The following is a 17874-nucleotide window of genomic DNA, read 5'->3' on the forward strand; positions in this document are numbered from 1 at the left end:
GATCAGTCTCCTTTCGCGCGGACGACGCGTTGTTCGATGCGTTTTTCCGGATGCGCATTCAGCACGATGCGCTGCACGAAGATGCCAGGCGTGTGGATCGCGTCCGGATCGAGCTCGCCCACTTCGACGATCTCTTCGACCTCCGCGACGGTGATGCGGCCCGCCATCGCGCACATCGGATTGAAGTTGCGCGCGGTGCGGCGATAGATCAGGTTGCCGGCCTTGTCGGCCTTCCATGCCTTGACCAGCGCGATATCGGCGGTCAGCGAATGTTCGAGCACGTAGTGGTTCTCGCCGAACTGGCGGGTCTCCTTGCCCTCGGCGATCTGCGTGCCGAAGCCGGTGTTCGTGAAAAACGCCGGGATGCCAGAGCCGCCCGCACGCAGCTTCTCGGCGAGCGTGCCTTGCGGCGTGAATTCGAGCTCGAGTTCGCCGGCCAGGTACTGGCGCTCGAACTCCTTGTTCTCACCGACGTACGACGAGATCATCTTCCTGATCTGACGCGTCTCGAGCAGCAGGCCGAGACCGAAACCGTCGACGCCCGCGTTGTTGCTGATGCAGGTGATGCCCCGCACCTTCGAATCGCGCAGCGCCGCGATCAGCGCCTCGGGAATGCCGCACAAGCCGAAGCCGCCGACGGCGAACGTCTGCCCGTCCTTGACGATGTCCTTCAGCGCCTCGGCGGCGCCTGGATAGACCTTGTTCATCTGTATGTCCCTTCCTCTATGGAAACCCGAAACCTGTACGCAGGCCGCCGGATCATTGCGGCTGATATCGCAACTGGCGAACTTCACGTCGCCTCACGATACCGCTACGTCATTCTAGTAGTCATCCGCGGCATGCGCCGCGTTGTCATCTGCCCGAAAGAGTACGCTGGGCCCGCCATACGGCACAATACGCAAAAATACATAAGTACTTGCCGCCCCGCCCATGCCCGCCCTGGATTACCGCACTGCATTTCACCTCGCGCCGATCGGACTCGTGCTGTCGCGCGAGCGGACCATCGAAGACTGCAACGACGAGCTCGCGTCGATTTTCGGCTACGCGCGCGACGCGCTGATCGGTCAGTCATTCCAGGTGTTGTACCCATCGGCGGATGAGTTCGAGCGGATCGGCGCGCGCATTCCGCCGATCATGACCGCGCAAGGCAGCTACGCGGACGACCGCATCATGAAACGCGCGAACGGCGAGCTGTTCTGGTGTCACGTGACGGGCCGCGCGCAGCAGCGCACCGACCCGCATGCGGCAGGTGTCTGGACCTTCGAGGACCTGAGCGCGACCCGCCGGGTCGCGGTGGAACTGACGCCGCGCGAGCGCGAAATCGCCGCGCAACTGGTGACGGGCAAGACCAGCAAGCAGATCGGCCGCGTGCTCGACATCAGCCCGCGCACGGTCGACGTCTACCGTGCGCGGCTCATGCGTAAATACGATACGGGCAATGCGACCGAGCTCTTGCAACGGCTGCTCGGGGATTGACAGAGAAAGGAAGGATGAAGCACGCGACCACGCTCAGGCAGCGCCGTCAGGCCGCCTTGACGAGAGCGGCGCTCTCGATGGCCGCGCGCAGCACATCGGGCACCGGCATCGACTTGCCCGCCGCGTAGTCGATCCACACGCATCGCGCGGCGCCCCGCGCATAGAGCGTATCCGGCTCATCGGCACGCAGGAGCTCGAAAGCCGTATCGAAGCTGCTGCGCCCCGGCGTGGCCACCGACATCCGGCCGATCACGTCACCCGGATAGTGCAGCTGCTTCAGAAACTCCATCGACGCATTGACGATCACCGGTCCCTGCCCGTCCGGGCGCTCGCCGAGAAAGTCCATCTGTTCGAACCAGGAAATCCGCACCTGCTCCATGTAGCGAAAATAAACCGTGTTGTTGACGTGACCGAAGGCGTCCATGTCCCCCCAGCGGATCGGCATCGTCATTTCGAAAACTGCGTGAAAATCGCTCATGCTTTACTTCCGTTCTTCCTTTGCTGCCTGACTGTTGAAACGTTTGACTGCGCGCTCACGCGAGCCCGAAACCGTCGTCGGCGGCGATCACCGAGCCGTTGATGAACTGCGATTCGTCCGCCGCGAGCAGCAGGAGCAGCCCGTCGAGATCCTCCGGTTTGCCCACCCGATGGCGCGGCAGCATCGCAATCAGTTTCTGCCCCTGATCGGTCGACCAGTGGTGGTGGTTGATCTCGGTGTCGATATAGCCGGGGCAGATCGCATTCACATTGATGCCATGCTTGCCCCACTCGAGCGCCATCGCCTTCGTCATGTGGACGACCGCGGCCTTGCTCATCGAATACAGGCCGATTTGCGGCAGCACGCGCAAGCCCGCCATCGACGCGATGTTGATGATCCGATACGACGGCTTCTGCGCGTTGTTGCCGCGCATGATCATGCGCTTGGCGACTTCCTGCGCGACGAAAAAGGCGCCGCGCGTATTGGTGTCGAACACGTATTCGAAGTCCGCCGGCGTGACCTCGGACAGCTTCTGCGTAGTCGACACGCCCGAGTTATTGACGAGTATATCGATGGTGCCGGCTTCGGTCTCCGCGTGCGCGACCGCCGACTTGATGCTCTGGTAGTCGGTCACGTCGAGCGACACCACGTGCGCGGCGCCGCCGGACGCCTCGATTTCCGCGCGCAGTTCCTTGAGCCGCTCGGTCCGTCGGCTCGCCAGCACGACCTTCGCGCCCGCCTGCGACAACACCTGCGCGAAGCGCTTGCCCAACCCGCTCGAGGCGCCAGTGATCAGCGCGACCTTGCCTTCCAGATTGATCGAACGGCCCATTGTCTTTCCTTGTTCGGTTGTAAGGACAACTGCGGTTGACGGGGTTTGGTACGACCGCGACTAAGGGTCTATACCGTATCATGAAATAGTACGCTCGTGCTAATCTGTGGCTTTTGGGTTGCGGCGTAGGGATCGATCGCCCACAATACGAACCCGAAAAAAGCATTCTAACGGTAAGAGGAGCATCAATGACCCCCGCAAGTCTCATTGAGCAGTACGGCCCGCGCGAGTCGATGGAGTATGACGTCGTCATCGTCGGCGGCGGCCCTGCGGGCCTGTCGGCTGCCATTCGTCTGAAGCAGCGCGCCGCCGAACAAGGCGTCGAGCTTGGCGTCTGCGTACTCGAAAAAGGCTCTGAGATCGGGGCGCATATCCTGTCGGGCGCGGTGATGGACCCGCGCGCGCTGACCGAGCTGATCCCGGACTGGAAGGAGAAAGGCGCGCCGCTGACGGTCGAGGTGACCGAAGACCGCTTCCTGTTCCTGTCGGCGACGGGCGCGAAGAGCGTGCCGAACTGGGCGCTGCCGGACAATTTCAAGAACCACGGCAACTACGTGATCAGCCTCGCGAACGTCACGCGCTGGCTGGGTCAGCAGGCCGAGGCGCTCGGCGTCGAGATTTTCCCGGGCTTTCCGGCGGCTGAAGTGTTGTACAACGACGACGGCTCGGTCAAAGGCGTCGCGACCGGCAACCTCGGCATCGGCAAGGACGGCGAGCCGACCGAGAACTTCCAGCTCGGCATGGAGCTGCACGCGAAGTACACGCTGTTCTGCGAAGGCGCGCGCGGCCACCTCGGCCGCCAGCTGAACGAGAAGTTCAAGCTGCGCGACGGCGTCGATCCGCAGGTGTACGGCATCGGTATCAAGGAGCTGTGGGAGATCGATCCCGCGAAGCACAAGCCGGGTCTGGTGATGCACACGGCCGGCTGGCCGCTCGAAAACGACACCTACGGCGGCTCGTTCCTCTATCACATGGACAACAACCAGGTCGTGGTCGGCTTCGTGGTCGGCCTCGGCTATTCGAATCCGTATCTGTCACCGTTCGAGGAATTCCAGCGCTACAAGACGCATCCGGCGATCCGCGCGATTCTCGAAGGCGGCAAGCGCGTGTCGTACGGCGCGCGCGCGATCACCGCGGGCGGTCTGATGTCGCTGCCGAAGCTGGTGTTCCCGGGCGGCGCACTTGTCGGCGACGACGCGGGCTTCCTGAACGCGTCGCGCATCAAGGGTTCGCACGCCGCGATCAAGACCGGCATGCTCGCCGCCGACGCCGCATTCGCCGCCGTACGGGCCGGCCGTCAGTCGGACGAACTGACCGCTTATCCGGAAACCTTCAAGACGTCGTGGCTTTACACCGAGCTGTATCGCGCGCGTAACTTCAAGCAGTGGATGAGCAAGGGTCTCTACCTCGGCACGCTGATGGTCGGCGTCGAGCAGAAGCTGCTCGGCGGTAACGTGCCCTGGACGCTGCATCACCAGCATTCCGATCACGAGATGCTGAAGCCGGCTTCGCAGTGCAAGCCGATCACGTATCCGAAGCCGGACGGCAAGCTGACGTTCGACCGGCTCTCTTCGGTGTTCATCTCGAACACGAACCACGAGGAAAATCAGCCGGCGCACCTGACGCTGAAAGATCCGACCGTGCCGGTCAACGTGAACTGGCAGACTTACGCCGGACCGGAGTCGCGTTATTGCCCGGCCGGCGTGTACGAGTTCGTGAAGAACGACGAAGGCAACGAGCGGCTCGTCATCAATGCGCAGAACTGCGTGCACTGCAAGACCTGCGATATCAAGGACCCGACGCAGAATATCGTGTGGGTCACGCCGGAAGGCGGTGGCGGTCCAAACTATCCGAACATGTAATTGTTGTGCTGTTTGCTTTTGCGGCGCTGTGCGATAAGCGGCAGCGTCGCAAAGGCAAATTCCGATAGCGCGTTCGCGCCTTCGTCTGCGCGCATTCTCGCGCGTTTCGTCCGTCCCCTTCCCTGTTCATTTTCATGGCGGCTCGTGCGCCGCCAATCTCGGGGCCGCGTCAGCGTTACGGCGCGCTCGCCGCGATCTTCGGCGTACTCACGGCCACATCGCCGCATTGCGCGCGATGGCGCAGCGCGTGGTCGATCAGCACGAGCGCAAGCATCGACTCGGCGATCGGCGTCGCGCGAATGCCGACGCACGGGTCGTGCCGCCCGAAGGTTTCGACGACCACCGGCTGTCCCGCCTTGTCGATCGAACGGCGCGGCGTGCGAATGCTCGAGGTCGGTTTGATCGCGATCGACACTGTGATGTCCTGTCCCGTCGAAATGCCGCCCAGCACCCCGCCCGCGTGATTGCCGACGAAGCCCTCCGGCGTCAGCTCGTCGCCATGCACCGAGCCGCGTTGCGCAACGCTCGCGAAGCCCGCGCCGATCTCGACGCCCTTCACCGCGTTGATGCCCATCATCGCGTGCGCGATGTCGGCGTCGAGGCGGTCGAACAGCGGCTCGCCGAGGCCGACCGGCACACCGGAGGCGACCACGTTGATGCGCGCGCCGATCGAATCACCGTCCTTGCGCAGCGCGTCCATATACGTCTCGAGCTGCGGAACGATCTGCGCATTCGGCACGAAGAACGGGTTTTCGCGCACCTGCGCCCAATCGACGAACGGCACGTCGATCTCGCCGAGCGCGGCCATATAGCCGCGAATCTCGGTGCCGAACTTCTCGCGCAGCCACTTCTTCGCCACCGCGCCCGCCGCGACCGTCGGCGCCGTCAGGCGTGCCGACGAGCGGCCGCCGCCGCGGTAATCGCGAATGCCGTACTTCTGCCAGTACGTGTAGTCGGCGTGGCCCGGGCGGAACGTCTCGGCGATGTTGCCGTAGTCCTTGCTGCGCTGGTCGGTATTGCGGATCAGCAGTGCGATCGGCGCGCCGGTGGTGTGACCTTCGAACACGCCCGACAGGATCTCGACCTTGTCCTCTTCCTGGCGCTGCGTCACGTGACGCGACGTGCCCGGCTTGCGGCGATCGAGTTCGAACTGGATATCGGCTTCGTTGAGCGCCATGCCCGGCGGGCAGCCGTCGATCACGCAGCCGATAGCGGGGCCGTGCGATTCGCCGAAGGTCGTGACAGTGAAAAGCGTACCGAGCGTGTTGCCGGACATGAGCGTCGTCCAAAGAAATTCGGGGAGAACGCTATTATGCCAGCCCGCTCGCCCCGAAGACCGGCGTGGCGACAGCGCGGCCGAATGCGGGTGATAGTGGACGAGCTAGCGACCTCGGCATCCGCGCACCGACCCAAGGCTATCTGCGCGCGCCGCGCAGCTCGGTCACGATCTGCTGCAGTGTTTCCGGCGTCGCGAGCGCCGGGTCGATCGGCTCGCCGACCGCGAGGCTCAGCCGGCTCATCACGCCCTTTCTGAGCGGACGCGGCCAGTGGGCATCGACCGCGCGCGAAAACACGCTGCCCCACAGACCACGCAGCGCCATCGGAATAACCGGCGCCGGCGTGCGTCTGACGATCTCGGCGACGCCGTGGCGAAACGGGTTCAGTTCACCGGTGCGCGTCAGCTTGCCTTCGGGAAAGATGCAGACGAGTTCGCCGTCCGCGAGCGCCCGCGCGCACAGATCGTACGCACGCGCGAGCAGCGCCGCGTCCTGATGCGCGGGCGCGATCGGAATCGCCTTCGCGTGCCGGAACAGCCAGCCGACGAACGGCGAGCGGAAGATTTGATGGTCCATCACGAAGCGGATCGGCCGCGGGCTTTCGGCCATGATGACGATCGCATCGACGAAACTGACGTGGTTGCACACGAGCACCGCCGCGCCGCGCTCCGGAATCCGCTCGGCGTGCACGAGCCGGAGCCGGTAAAACGTATGCACGAGCAGCCACGCAACGAAGCGCAGCAGAAACTCGGGCACGAGCGAATAGATGTAGCCTGCGACCACCACGTTCAGCAGCGCGGTGACGAGAAAAATTGCCGGAATGCCGAAGCCCGCGGCGGTCAGGCCCATCGCCATCAACGCCGACACGATCATGAACAGCGAGTTGAGGATATTGTTCGCGGCGATGATGCGCGCGCGATGACTCGGCTGACTACGGCTCTGAATCAGCGCATACAGCGGCACGCTGTAGAAGCCGCCAAACATCGCGAGCAGGAACAGATCGGCGAGCACGCGCCAATGCGCGAGCCGCGCGAGAAATTCCCCGACGCTGAGCAGATGCCCCACCGGCGGCAGCGCATGGCTCGCAAAAAAAAGATCGATCGCGAACACGCTCATGCCGATCGAGCCGAGCGGCACGAGGCCGACTTCGATCCGCCGCTTCGACAGCCGTTCGCACAGCAGCGAGCCAATGCCGATGCCGATCGAAAACGTGGCGAGCAGCACGGTCACGACGTCCGGATCGGCGGACAGCACGTCCTTCGCAAAATTGAAAAACGACGCGAGGAACGTCGCACCGACGAACCACAGCCACGAGATGCCGAGCAGGCTCAGAAACACCGTGCGGTTTTCGTGCGCGAGCTTCAGATTGCGCCACGTTTCGCTGACCGGGTTCCAGTTGATGCGCAAGCCGGGCTGCGGCGCGGGCGTAGCCGGCACGAAGCCGGACACGCCGCGCCCGATCAGCGCGATCGCGACACACGCGCCAGCGAGCACCACCGCGCCATGCTCGGCGAACCCGGCGCCCGCGCCGCCGACGATCGTGCCGACCAGGATCGCGACGAAGGTGCCCATCTCGATCATGCCATTGCCGCCGACCAATTCGGCCTTCGACAGATGCTGCGGCAGATACGAGTACTTGACCGGCCCGAATACGGTCGAATGCACGCCCATCAGGAACGTGCACAGATACAGCAGCGGCGCGCTATGCAGCCAGAAGCCCGCGCCGCCGACCAGCATCACCGCGATCTCGAAAGTCTTGACGAGACGCGTGAGCAAGGCCTTGTCGTACTTGTCCGCGATCTGGCCGGAAGTGGCCGAGAACAGCAAGAACGGCAGAATGAAAATCGCGGAGATCAGGAACGCCGCGGTTTTCGGATCGACGCCCGAAAACCGCGCTGCCTGATAGGTGACGAGCGACGTGAAGCCGATCTTGAACACGTTGTCGTTCATCGCGCCGAGAAACTGTGTCCAGAAGAACGGCGCGAAACGGCGCTGGCGGAGCAGGCGGAACTGGGATTCGTGCGCTTCGTGCGCGCGAGCGGCGCGGCGGGCGGCAGGCAACGGACGATCGTTCATGAAGTCAGAACAACGGCGCGGAAAATGGCGATGAAGCGCGCGGAGCGGCGGACAAACGGGCCGGTGCGACGCGCGCTCCAGATCCGGGCACCGGCCCGGACACAAAAAAGCGCCCGCTTGCGCGCGCGCCCTGTCGGGGGATTCGCGCTCGCGGCGACGGCCGGAGCGCGACCTTCGAGCCACGCGCATCAACGCGCCGGCTGCTGATCCTGTCCTTCCTGCTCTTCCGGCCAGTCGCGGATATAGGCCTTCAGCATGCGATTCTCGAACCCCTGCTCCTCGACCACCGCCTTCGCGACGTCGTAAAACGAGATGACGCCCATCAGCGTGCGGCTTTCCATGACCGGCAGATAACGCACGTGATGCTCGAGCATCATGCGGCGCACTTCGTTGACGTCGGTTTCGGGCGTGCAGGTGAGCGGATGGTCGTCCATCACCTTGCGGATCGTCGAGGTACCGACGCTGCCGCCGTTTTCCCTCAAGGTCAGAATGATTTCACGAAACGTCAGCATGCCGACGAGGTCGCCGTACTCCATCACGACGAGCGAGCCGATGTCGTGCTCGGCCATGGTAATGACGGCGTCATGCAGCGTGGTATCCGGCGTGACCGTAAAAAGGGTGTTGCCCTTGACTTTAAGAATGTCGCTGACTCGCATGATCTATCTCCTGGTACCGCCAATCTTGCAGTGCATTAAATGGTTGTTTCGATCCTATCGGAAAGGCCCATAAAAGGAAAGCGGCCCGCCAGCCAAGGCTCGGCGGGGTTTCGGGGGCTCCAATTCATCTGACTTCCAGATAGCGAGCATGCCCCGCTCCCGGCACGAGCCGCACAAATCCGTGGTCCACCCCACGGGAAAACCGCGCTTGAAGCGGCGCGCGCCAATGATAGGATGGCCGGCCTACCCTGATCATTCGCGTGGCCCCTCGCGGCCCGCCGCACACGATGTCCGCCAACCGTTTCGATACGCTTGCGCTGCACGCCGGCGCTGCCCCCGACCCCACCACCGGCGCGCGCGCGACGCCGATCTACCAGACCACGTCGTTTTCGTTCCGCGACTCGGACCACGCCGCCGCGCTGTTCAACATGGAGCGCGCCGGCCACGTCTACTCGCGCATCTCGAATCCGACCGTCGCCGTGTTCGAAGAGCGCGTCGCCGCGCTCGAAAACGGCGCCGGCGCGATCGGCACCGCGAGCGGCCAGGCCGCGCTGCATCTGGCGATCGCGACGCTGATGGGCGCCGGCTCCCACATCGTCGCGTCGAGCGCGCTGTACGGCGGCTCGCACAATCTGCTGCACTACACGCTGCGGCGCTTCGGTATCGAGACCACCTTCGTGAAGCCCGGCGACCTCGACGCGTGGCGCGCCGCGCTGCGCCCCAACACGCGCCTGCTATTCGGCGAAACGCTCGGCAATCCGGGCCTCGAGGTGCTCGACATCGCCGCGCTCGCGCAGATCGCACACGCGCACCGCGTGCCGCTGCTGGTCGATTCGACCTTCACGACGCCCTACCTGCTGCGCCCGTTCGAGCACGGCGCCGACTTCGTCTACCACTCGGCGACCAAGTTTCTCGGCGGCCACGGCACGACGATCGGCGGCGTGCTGGTCGACGGCGGCACGTTCGACTTCGAGGCTTCCGGCCTCTTTCCCGAGTTCACCGAGCCATACGACGGTTTCCACGGCATGGTGTTCGCCGAGGAAAGCACCGTCGCGCCGTTCCTGCTGCGCGCGCGGCGCGAAGGCTTGCGCGATTTCGGCGCGTGCCTGCATCCGCAGGCCGCGTGGCAACTGCTGCAAGGCATCGAGACGCTGCCGTTGCGCATGGAGCGGCACGTCGCCAACACACGCCGCGTGGTGGAGTTTCTCGCCGCTCATGCGGTGGTCGAATCGGTTGCCTATCCCGAGCTGCCGACGCATCCCGACCACGCGCTCGCGAAGCGGCTGCTACCGCGCGGCGCCGGCGCGGTGTTCAGCTTCAACCTGCGCGGCGACCGCGCGGCCGGGCGCGCCTTCATCGAAGCGCTGACGCTGTTCTCGCACCTCGCGAACGTCGGCGACGCGCGCTCGCTGGTGATCCACCCGGCATCGACGACGCACTTCCGCATGGATGCCGCCGCGCTCGCCGCGGCCGGTATCACCGAAGGCACGATCCGTCTGTCGATCGGGCTCGAAGATCCGGATGACCTGATCGACGATCTCAAGCGCGCGCTGAAGGCCGCGCAAAGAACCGCCGCTGCGACGCCCACCGCCACGAACGCCCCCGCCCGCCCGGAGTCCCCATGATCGTCACCGTCCAAGGCAAACCGGCCTACGCCTACACCGGCGGCAAACCCTTCGACGCGGGCCTGCCGACCGCCGTGTTCATCCACGGCGCCGAGCACGATCACAGCGTGTGGGCACTGCAAAGCCGCTATTTCGCGCATCACGGCTTCGGCGTGCTCGCGCTCGACCTGCCGGGCCACCGACGCAGCGCCGGCCCCGCGCTCGCCAGCATCGCCGCGCTGGCCGACTGGCTCGCCGCGCTGCTCGATGCCGTGGGCGTCACGCGTGCGTTCGTCGCCGGTCACAGCATGGGCTCGCTGATCGCGCTCGACTTCGCCGGCCGCTATCCGCAGCGCGCCACGCATCTTGCGCTGCTCGCGACCGCGCTGCCGATGACGGTCTCCGACGCGCTGCTCGACGCGGCGCTCAATCGCGAGCCCGAGGCGATCGACATGGTCAACCAGTGGTCGCATTCGACGCTCGCCGCGAAGCCCTCGTGCCCCGGCCCCGGCTTCTGGCTGCACGGTATGAACCAGCGGCTGATGGAGCACGTGTCCGCCAGCGGCGAGCCGCATCTGTTCCACACCGATTTCACCGCCTGCCATACCTATGCGGACGGCCTCGCCCGCGCGGCGCAGGTGCGTTGCGCGACGCGCCTGATCGTCGGCCGCCGCGACGCGATGACGCCGCCGCGCGCGGCGAAAGCGCTCGCCGATGCGCTCGCGCAGGCGGGCACGCCGGTCGACACCGTCACGCTCGATGCGGGCCACGCGTTGATGACCGAGCAACCCGACGCGACGCTCGATGCGCTGTACAGCTTCGCCACGCGGGCACTGCACTAAGCGCGCTGAATCACGACGATATCCACGCCGAACCCGCCGCGCCATCGGCCGAATGGCCAGGTTGCGTTAGGCAGGCGATCGCCGGAGAATGATTGAAGCTGTCTTTTTCAGCCTCCGGAGGCCGTTATGGCTCATACAGCACATACCGATCACTTCGCGAGCTTCGCGGAGTTTTATCCGTACTACCTGAGCGAGCATCGCAACATCGCGTCGCGGCGGCTGCATTTCGTCGGCTCGCTCGGAGTCATTGGCTTTCTCGCGATGGCGCTCGCCACCGGCAACTGGGTATGGCTGCCGGCGGCCGTGGTGTGCGGCTATGGCTTCGCGTGGGTCGGCCATTTCTTCTTCGAAAAGAACAAGCCGGCCACCTTCCGTCATCCCCTTTACAGCCTGATGGGCGACTGGGTGATGTTCAAGGACATCTGCGTGGGGAAGATTTCGTTGTAGTTTTACCAACGCGGCTCGAAGTCGAGCCGCCCTGTCACGCCGCCTGGTGCGGCATCGAAGCCGCCACGCGCTCGTTTCCGGGTCGCGCCGCCCTTGCCGCCGCGCGCGAGGCAAGGAGCGCGGCGAGCGTCACCTTCAGCTGGTCGTTGTCGAGCGCGGCGAGCAGCATGCCGCCGTCAACCCGCGTGGAGTCGAGTTCGAGCTGATACGTAAGCTCCGCGCGGTCGATCACGAACAGGTCGTACAGCCGCTGCACGGTCACCTGCGCCGGGTTCGCGAGCAGCACGTAGTGCGGGCCGGTATGGTCCTCCTCCAGCCGCGCGATCCATTCGATCTCCTCGAGACGCTGCAGCAGCATCAGCGTCGTATCCTTGTCGCGGCGAAGCATGCGCGCAAGCTCGGGCATCGTGTAGCCACGTCTGCCGCCCTCACGCGCTTCGCACAGCCGCGCGAGCAATTCGAGCGAATCGAACAGATTGCTGCCATAGAACACCGGGCGGTGAAACTGACCGATGCGGATCGCCGGCAACGCCGATGCGATCATCGCTCCGGTCAGCGTGATGAACCAGCAGAGGTACATCCACACCAGGAACAGCGGCACCGCGGCGAACGCGCCGTACACCGCCGTATAGGTCGGAATACGGCGCACGTAGTAGCCGAAACCGCGCTTGGCGAGCTCGAACGCGACCGCGGCGATCACGCCGCCGACCACAGCGTCGCGCCATTCGACGCGGCAGTTCGGCAAATAAACGTAAAGAATCGTGAACGCGAGCATCGTGAACGGCAGCGTGGCGCTCGCGAGCGCCCATTCGATCAGCGGTGTGATGCGCTGCGCGGCGCTAAACGACATCGATTGCGTGAACAGATACGACGAGATGGACAGGCTCACGCCGATCAGGATCGGACCGAGCGTGATGATCGCCCAGTACACGAGAATGCGCTGCGCGACGGGCCGCGCCTTGCGCACGCGCCAGATCACGTTGAACGCGGACTCGACGGTCATCATCGTCATCACCGCGGTGACGAACAGAATGATCATGCCGATCGTGGTCAGCCCTTTGGCCTTCGACGCGAACTGGTTCAGATACTTGAAGATCTGATCGTTCAGTTGCGCGGGCATCAGGTGATCGGCAAGAAAGAACTGCAGCGACGCCTGGAACGAGCTGAAGATCGGAAACGCGGTGAACAGCGCAAACGCGACGGTGGCGAGCGGCACGAGCGCGAGCATCGTGGTGAACGTCAGGCTGCCCGCGACCTGCGGAATCCGGTCCTCGCCGATGCGTTGCGCGGCGAATTGCGCGAGCCGTTTGAGCGTGTCGAGATCGAAACGCACCCTAACCAACAAACCTGCCTCCTTGCTTGCTGAACCGTCAGAACGGGACTGCGGGAATCCCTTGCGGCGTTTGGCCGAACCTCCTGGCCGAACGGCTATGAATGGCCTGTGCAACGGACCGAACCCCTATAATACCCGTTCAATGATGAGGCCTATGAAAGACATTCTCGTGCTTTATTACAGCCGTCACGGCGCCACGCGCGAGCTCGCGCTGGCGATCGCGCACGGCGTCGACAGCGTCCCCGGCATGCAGGCGCGCGTGCGCACCGTACCGGCGGTTTCCACGGTCTGCGAGGCGAGCGAGCCGGACATCCCCGCCGAAGGACCCCCGTACGTCGAGCTGCGTGACCTCGAAGAATGCGCGGGCCTCGCGCTCGGCTCACCGACCCGCTTCGGCAACATGGCGGCCGCGCTCAAATACTTTCTCGACGGCACCACGCCGCAGTGGCTATCCGGCGCGCTGTCGGGCAAGCCGGCCTGCGTGTTCACGTCGACCGGCAGCCTGCACGGCGGCCAGGAATCCACGCTGCTGTCGATGATGCTGCCGCTGCTCCATCACGGCATGCTGATCGTCGGCATTCCGTACACGGAGAGCACGCTGACCACCACGCAAACCGGTGGTACGCCGTACGGCGCGTCGCATTTCGCGCGCGCGGGCACGGCCGGCCATGGCATCTCCGCCGACGAACGGACGCTGGCCATTGCGCTGGGTGCGCGCGTTGCGCGCACGGCGGCGTCGATGTCCGAACGGCCGTGAGCGCAAAGCCGTGAACGACCCGCATCCGCAACCAACCGAACGCGACGACGCCCGTCGGGACGCCTGCGGCGCGGAATTCGCAAGCACGTCGGCAACCACAACCATCGTACCCGTGCAGCCCAAAGCGGCCGCCGCGCTCGTCGCCGCTTTCACACTGGTCGCGATGATCGTGCTGGCGGTCGCATGGGAATGGTGGCTCGCGCCATTGCGGCCTGGCGGCTCGCTGCTCGTGCTGAAGGCGTTGCCGTTGCTCTCCGCGTTGCCCGGCGTGTGGCGACGTCGGCTCTATACGATGCAATGGGCGTCGATGCTGATCCTGCTGTATTTCGCCGAAGGCGTCGTGCGCGGCTGGAGCGATCATGGCTTGGGCGCGCGGCTCGGCTGGCTGCAAGCGGCGCTCGCCGTGGTCTTCTTCGCCTGCGCGCTCGCGTATGTCGGGCCGTTCAAGCGCGCGGCGAAACGAGCCGCGAAACGAGCCGCGAAGCAAGCCGCAAAGCAGGCTGCAAAGCAAACCACCGGCGAACCAACCCCGCCCCGCTGACGTCCAAGCCTCAAAACCGTCAACCGATCCACATGAAACACACCGCTTTTCTCGCCGCCTGCTGCGACGCCATCGGCGCGGCTCACGTCCTGACCGATCTGCACGACACCGCTCCCTTTCTGACCGACTGGCGCCGCCGCTACACCGGCGCGGCCTGCGCGGTGCTGTGCCCGGCCACGTCCGCGCAAGCCGCCGCGCTCGTCAGGCTCGCGGTCGAACATCGCGTCGCGCTGGTGCCGCAGGGCGGCAACACCGGCCTCGCAGGCGGCGCGACACCTGACGCCAGCGGCGCGCAGGCGGTCATCAGCCTGCGTCGCCTGAATCGCGTGCGCGACATCGATCCGCACAACAACACGATCACCGTCGAAGCCGGCGTGATCCTCGCCGACGTGCAGAAGCACGCCGAAGCGGCCGGGCGTCTGTTTGCGCTGAGCCTCGCCGCCGAAGGCAGCTGCACGATCGGCGGCAATCTGTCGACCAACGCGGGCGGCACCGGCGTGCTGCGCTATGGCACCACGCGCGAGCTGTGCCTCGGCCTCGAAGTGGTGACGCCGCAAGGCGACCTGTGGGACGGCCTGCGCGGGCTGCGCAAGGACAACACCGGCTACGATCTACGCGACCTGTTCATCGGCGCGGAAGGCACGCTCGGCCTGATCACCGCCGCGGTGATGAAGCTGCATCCGCAGCCGGCCGCGCGCGTGACCGCGCTCGCCGCGCTCGCATCGCCGCATGCGGCGCTCGATTTTCTCGCGCTCACGCAACGCGTCGCCGGGCCGCTCCTGACCGGCTTCGAACTGATGTCGGATTTCTGCCTGCGCCTCGTTGGCCGGCATTTCGAACAGATGCGTTATCCGTTCGCCGAACCGCATGCGCAAATCGTGCTGCTCGAACTGTCGGACAGCGAAAGCGAAGAGCACGCGCGCAGGCTGTTCGAGGGGCTGATGGAAACCGCGCTCGAACAGGGTCTCGTCGAAGACGCCGTGGTCGCGGAAAACCTCGCGCAGTCGCGCGCGTTCTGGAATCTGCGCGAGCACATTCCGCTCGCGCAGGCCGAGGAAGGCCTGAACATCAAGCACGACATCGCGGTGCCGATCTCACGCATCGGCCACTTCATCGAAGCGACCGATGCCGCGATCGCGCAAGCCGCGCCGGGCGCGCGCATGGTCACGTTCGGCCATCTCGGCGACGGCAATCTGCACTACAACGTGCAGGCGCCCGAGGGCGTCGATGCGAAGGCGTTTCTGCGCCAGTACCAGAGCCCGATCAACCGGATCGTCTACGACAGCGTGAATGGGCACCGCGGCAGCATCAGCGCGGAACACGGACTTGGCCAGCTGAAGATCGACGAAGCCGCGCACTACAAACAGGACGTCGAGGTGCGGATGATGCGCGCGATCAAGCAGGCGCTCGATCCGCTGAACCTGATGAATCCGGGCAAGGTGCTACGCTAATGTTTGAAGCCACCGCGATCCGGCGCGGCGGCGTTTCGCAGGAGTCGCGTCCGTGAAGATTCGCGTGCTGTCCGATCTGCATCTGGAAAACGACGAGCCTGAACTGATCCCGCATGCGCAGGCGGATCTGGTCGTGCTGGCGGGCGACATTCACAACCACGCGGCCGGCCCGCGCTGGGCCGCGCAGGCGTTCGACGACACGGTGCCGGTCGTCTACGTACCGGGCAATCACGAGTATTACGACGGCGAGTTCGGCGCGCTGGAGAGCGCGACGCTCGACGCGGCCGCACAGGTCGATAACGTGCACGTGCTGAACAACGCCACGCTCGTCGATAGCCAGGGACGCTGGCGCGTGCTCGGCACGACGTTGTGGACAGACTTTGCGCTGTACGGCGCGACGCCCGAAGCAATCGAGGAATCGATCGTCGCCGCGCGGCGCGTCATGCTCGATTATCGCGGGCTGATCGAGATGAACTGGCCGCACGACCCTCGCGATGCCGCGCGCGACTTCACGCCGGCCGATTCGCTCGCGCTGCACCAGCATGCGCGCGCGTGGCTCGAAAGCGAGCTGACCAAACCATTCGCCGGCCAAACGATCGTGGTCACGCACCATGCACCGCATCGGCTGAGTCTCGCCGAGCGCTTTGCCGAGGACCGCGTGTCGGCGGGCTTCGTCAATCACCTGCCGGAGCTCGTGCGCGCGCCTGTCGCGTTGTGGATTCACGGCCACACGCATACATCGTTCGACTATGTGGTGGACGGCACGCGTGTGGTGTGCAATCCGCGCGGCTATTTCGACCGGCGCACGCGCGAGTGGGAAAACCCGCTGTTTGCGTGGGACAAGGTCGTCGAGATCTAGCTGGTTCTAGCGGGCCCGCTCACCGCTCTCGCCGCGGCGCATCCTGTGACTCGACTTCGACCGGCACGAGCCGCGGCTGCTGTACACGCATGCGGCGCAGCAAATCGCGCGACGCGGCGACGCCGATCAATCCGAACATGACGGCCAAGCCGATCATCAGGTGCGTATCCATGGATGTGTCGTCCTTCAGTGGTTGCGAGGTGCCGAACGGCGGCGAATCCAGCGCGTCCGGCCAGAGCGGCGACGCGTGAACGACACGTTAACAAATCGACTGCGCGGCAGAAGTAAAGAAATGTTGCGACGCGGCGCGTGTGTAACAGGCTGTCATGTCGCGCGCCCTTCGAACGTCAACGCTTGACGAGCAGAACGTTCAGGTTCGCGCGAACTGCCGCAATTCTTCCTGATCCGCCGCCAGCGTCGAGGGCAACTCGTCGCGCAGGAATTCGACCCATGTGCGGATCTTCGCATCGAGATACTGCCGCGACGGATACAGCGCATACAGATTCATCTGCTGCGACGTGTACTCGGGCAGCAGCCACACCAGTTCACCGCTGCGCAAACCACTAATCGCCGAGTAGATCGGAATCAGCGCGATGCCCATGCCCTGGGCGACAGCCACGACCATCGCCTCGGCCACGTTCACCTGGAACGTCGCCGAGCCGAGCGACACGACTTCCTCGCCGTTCGGGCCGTCGAAGGTCCATTTGTCGGGCGGGTACACCGGCGTCACCATCTGCAGGCAGGTGTGCTGCGCGAGGTCCGCGGGTGTTTGCGGCACGCCGCGCCGCTCGAGATACGCAGGCGACGCGCACGCAATGCTGAACGCGCTGCCAATGCGCTGCGACACGAGCCCCGAGTCCGGCAGGACGGTGGCGAGCGTCAGCGACACGTCGAAGCCTTCGTCGAGCAGATCCGGCATGCGCTGCGCGAGCGTCAGTTCGACATGCACGTCCGGGTAGCGCTGCTGGTAACGGCTCACGGCCGGCACCACGTAGTGCTGGCCGAAGCTCGTCATCGCGTGAACCTTCAGCTTGCCGGACGGGCGCGCGTGCGCGTCGCTCGCCTCGGCCTCCGCCTGATCCACGTACGCGAGGATCTGCTCGCAGCGCTGCAGATAGCGCTCGCCCGCTTCGGTCAGCGCGATGCGGCGCGTGGTCCGGTTCAACAGCCGCGTGCGCAGATGCGCTTCCAGATCGGAAACCGCGCGCGACGCGTAGGCCGTCGTCGTATTCAGATGTTGCGCGGCGCCCGTGAAGCTGCCCGCTTCGACGACGCGGACGAATACGCGCATGTTTTGAAGCGTGTCCATACCTTCCTCTGTCGACCGGAGTTGGCGCTCTAGCCCTTGCTCCGATCCCATGCAGCACATTTGCGAAAAATCGG

General features: G+C 65.1%; 18 protein-coding genes. 9 read left to right on the top strand and 9 right to left on the bottom strand.

Going from position 1 to position 17874, the window contains the following annotated elements; genetic code table 11:
- Window positions 1–2 precede the first annotated feature (2 nt).
- Window positions 3–707, bottom strand: a complete 705-nt coding sequence (locus AB3X96_RS25195) for a CoA transferase subunit A (RefSeq protein WP_176382169.1) — start codon at window positions 705–707, stop codon at window positions 3–5.
- A gap of 223 nt (window positions 708–930) precedes the next feature.
- Between AB3X96_RS25195 and AB3X96_RS25200 the strand changes: the two genes are divergently transcribed.
- Window positions 931–1476: a LuxR C-terminal-related transcriptional regulator gene (locus AB3X96_RS25200; RefSeq protein WP_018421157.1), complete on the top strand. Its 546-nt coding sequence runs from the start codon at window positions 931–933 to the stop codon at window positions 1474–1476.
- A 46-nt stretch (window positions 1477–1522) separates the two neighbouring features.
- Here AB3X96_RS25200 and AB3X96_RS25205 read toward each other — a convergent pair whose 3' ends face one another.
- Entirely contained in the window at window positions 1523–1954 is a 432-nt protein-coding gene (locus tag AB3X96_RS25205) for a thioesterase family protein (RefSeq protein ID WP_018435249.1), read from the bottom strand.
- Window positions 1955–2009: 55 nt separating this feature from the next.
- The gene (locus AB3X96_RS25210) at window positions 2010–2786 is read right to left on the bottom strand and encodes an SDR family oxidoreductase (RefSeq protein WP_013089927.1); all 777 of its coding nucleotides are present in this window, start codon (window positions 2784–2786) and stop codon (window positions 2010–2012) included.
- A gap of 188 nt (window positions 2787–2974) precedes the next feature.
- On the opposite strand from AB3X96_RS25210, the gene AB3X96_RS25215 reads away from it, so the two are divergent.
- Window positions 2975–4648, top strand: coding sequence for an electron transfer flavoprotein-ubiquinone oxidoreductase (locus AB3X96_RS25215; protein ID WP_176382171.1), 1674 nt, complete (start codon window positions 2975–2977; stop codon window positions 4646–4648).
- 175 nt (window positions 4649–4823) lie between these two features.
- On the opposite strand, the gene aroC is transcribed toward AB3X96_RS25215, so the two are convergent.
- The 3 genes from aroC to AB3X96_RS25230 form a co-directional block, all read right to left on the bottom strand.
- On the bottom strand, window positions 4824–5924 hold the full coding sequence (gene aroC / locus AB3X96_RS25220) for a chorismate synthase (protein WP_368591849.1): 1101 nt from the start codon (window positions 5922–5924) through the stop codon (window positions 4824–4826).
- Window positions 5925–6063: 139 nt separating this feature from the next.
- The gene (locus AB3X96_RS25225; RefSeq protein WP_368591850.1) at window positions 6064–8001 is read right to left on the bottom strand and encodes an MFS transporter; all 1938 of its coding nucleotides are present in this window, start codon (window positions 7999–8001) and stop codon (window positions 6064–6066) included.
- A gap of 188 nt (window positions 8002–8189) precedes the next feature.
- Complete coding sequence (locus AB3X96_RS25230) at window positions 8190–8657, bottom strand: CBS domain-containing protein (protein ID WP_176108073.1); 468 nt, start codon at window positions 8655–8657, stop codon at window positions 8190–8192.
- 287 nt (window positions 8658–8944) lie between these two features.
- On the opposite strand from AB3X96_RS25230, the gene AB3X96_RS25235 reads away from it, so the two are divergent.
- From AB3X96_RS25235 to AB3X96_RS25245, 3 genes are all read left to right on the top strand, one after another.
- The gene (locus tag AB3X96_RS25235) at window positions 8945–10282 is read left to right on the top strand and encodes an O-acetylhomoserine aminocarboxypropyltransferase (protein WP_368591851.1); all 1338 of its coding nucleotides are present in this window, start codon (window positions 8945–8947) and stop codon (window positions 10280–10282) included.
- Entirely contained in the window at window positions 10279–11103 is an 825-nt protein-coding gene (locus AB3X96_RS25240) for an alpha/beta fold hydrolase (RefSeq protein WP_368591852.1), read from the top strand. Before AB3X96_RS25235 ends, AB3X96_RS25240 begins: the two co-directional genes overlap by 4 nt.
- A gap of 126 nt (window positions 11104–11229) precedes the next feature.
- The gene (locus AB3X96_RS25245) at window positions 11230–11550 is read left to right on the top strand and encodes a DUF962 domain-containing protein (RefSeq protein ID WP_176108070.1); all 321 of its coding nucleotides are present in this window, start codon (window positions 11230–11232) and stop codon (window positions 11548–11550) included.
- Window positions 11551–11584: 34 nt separating this feature from the next.
- On the opposite strand, the gene AB3X96_RS25250 is transcribed toward AB3X96_RS25245, so the two are convergent.
- Window positions 11585–12895 (bottom strand): YihY family inner membrane protein, encoded by a 1311-nt coding sequence (locus AB3X96_RS25250; RefSeq protein ID WP_176380424.1) that lies wholly within the window; start codon window positions 12893–12895, stop codon window positions 11585–11587.
- Between the two features lie 142 nt (window positions 12896–13037).
- Here AB3X96_RS25250 and wrbA point away from each other — a divergent pair, with 142 nt between their 5' ends.
- The 4 genes from wrbA to AB3X96_RS25270 are packed head-to-tail and all read left to right on the top strand — an operon-like array spanning window position 13038 to window position 16491.
- Window positions 13038–13640, top strand: a complete 603-nt coding sequence (gene wrbA, locus AB3X96_RS25255) for an NAD(P)H:quinone oxidoreductase (RefSeq protein WP_176108068.1) — start codon at window positions 13038–13040, stop codon at window positions 13638–13640.
- A gap of 10 nt (window positions 13641–13650) precedes the next feature.
- A complete protein-coding gene (locus AB3X96_RS25260) occupies window positions 13651–14181 on the top strand; it encodes a DUF2069 domain-containing protein (RefSeq protein ID WP_368591853.1) in 531 nt (176 codons plus the stop codon).
- A gap of 32 nt (window positions 14182–14213) precedes the next feature.
- On the top strand, window positions 14214–15632 hold the full coding sequence (locus AB3X96_RS25265) for an FAD-binding oxidoreductase (RefSeq protein ID WP_368591854.1): 1419 nt from the start codon (window positions 14214–14216) through the stop codon (window positions 15630–15632).
- Window positions 15633–15684: 52 nt separating this feature from the next.
- Window positions 15685–16491, top strand: a complete 807-nt coding sequence (locus AB3X96_RS25270) for a metallophosphoesterase (RefSeq protein WP_368591855.1) — start codon at window positions 15685–15687, stop codon at window positions 16489–16491.
- Window positions 16492–16510: 19 nt separating this feature from the next.
- Here the strand turns inward: AB3X96_RS25270 and AB3X96_RS25275 are convergent, their stop codons facing one another.
- Together AB3X96_RS25275 and AB3X96_RS25280 are read right to left on the bottom strand one after the other, a co-directional pair.
- Window positions 16511–16663 (bottom strand): hypothetical protein, encoded by a 153-nt coding sequence (locus AB3X96_RS25275; RefSeq protein WP_013089940.1) that lies wholly within the window; start codon window positions 16661–16663, stop codon window positions 16511–16513.
- A 198-nt stretch (window positions 16664–16861) separates the two neighbouring features.
- On the bottom strand, window positions 16862–17800 hold the full coding sequence (locus tag AB3X96_RS25280; RefSeq protein ID WP_176108063.1) for a LysR family transcriptional regulator: 939 nt from the start codon (window positions 17798–17800) through the stop codon (window positions 16862–16864).
- Window positions 17801–17874 lie beyond the last annotated feature (74 nt).

Origin of the sequence: Paraburkholderia sp. BR13439, assembly GCF_040948805.1 — a bacterium.
GTDB lineage: Bacteria > Pseudomonadota > Gammaproteobacteria > Burkholderiales > Burkholderiaceae > Paraburkholderia > Paraburkholderia youngii.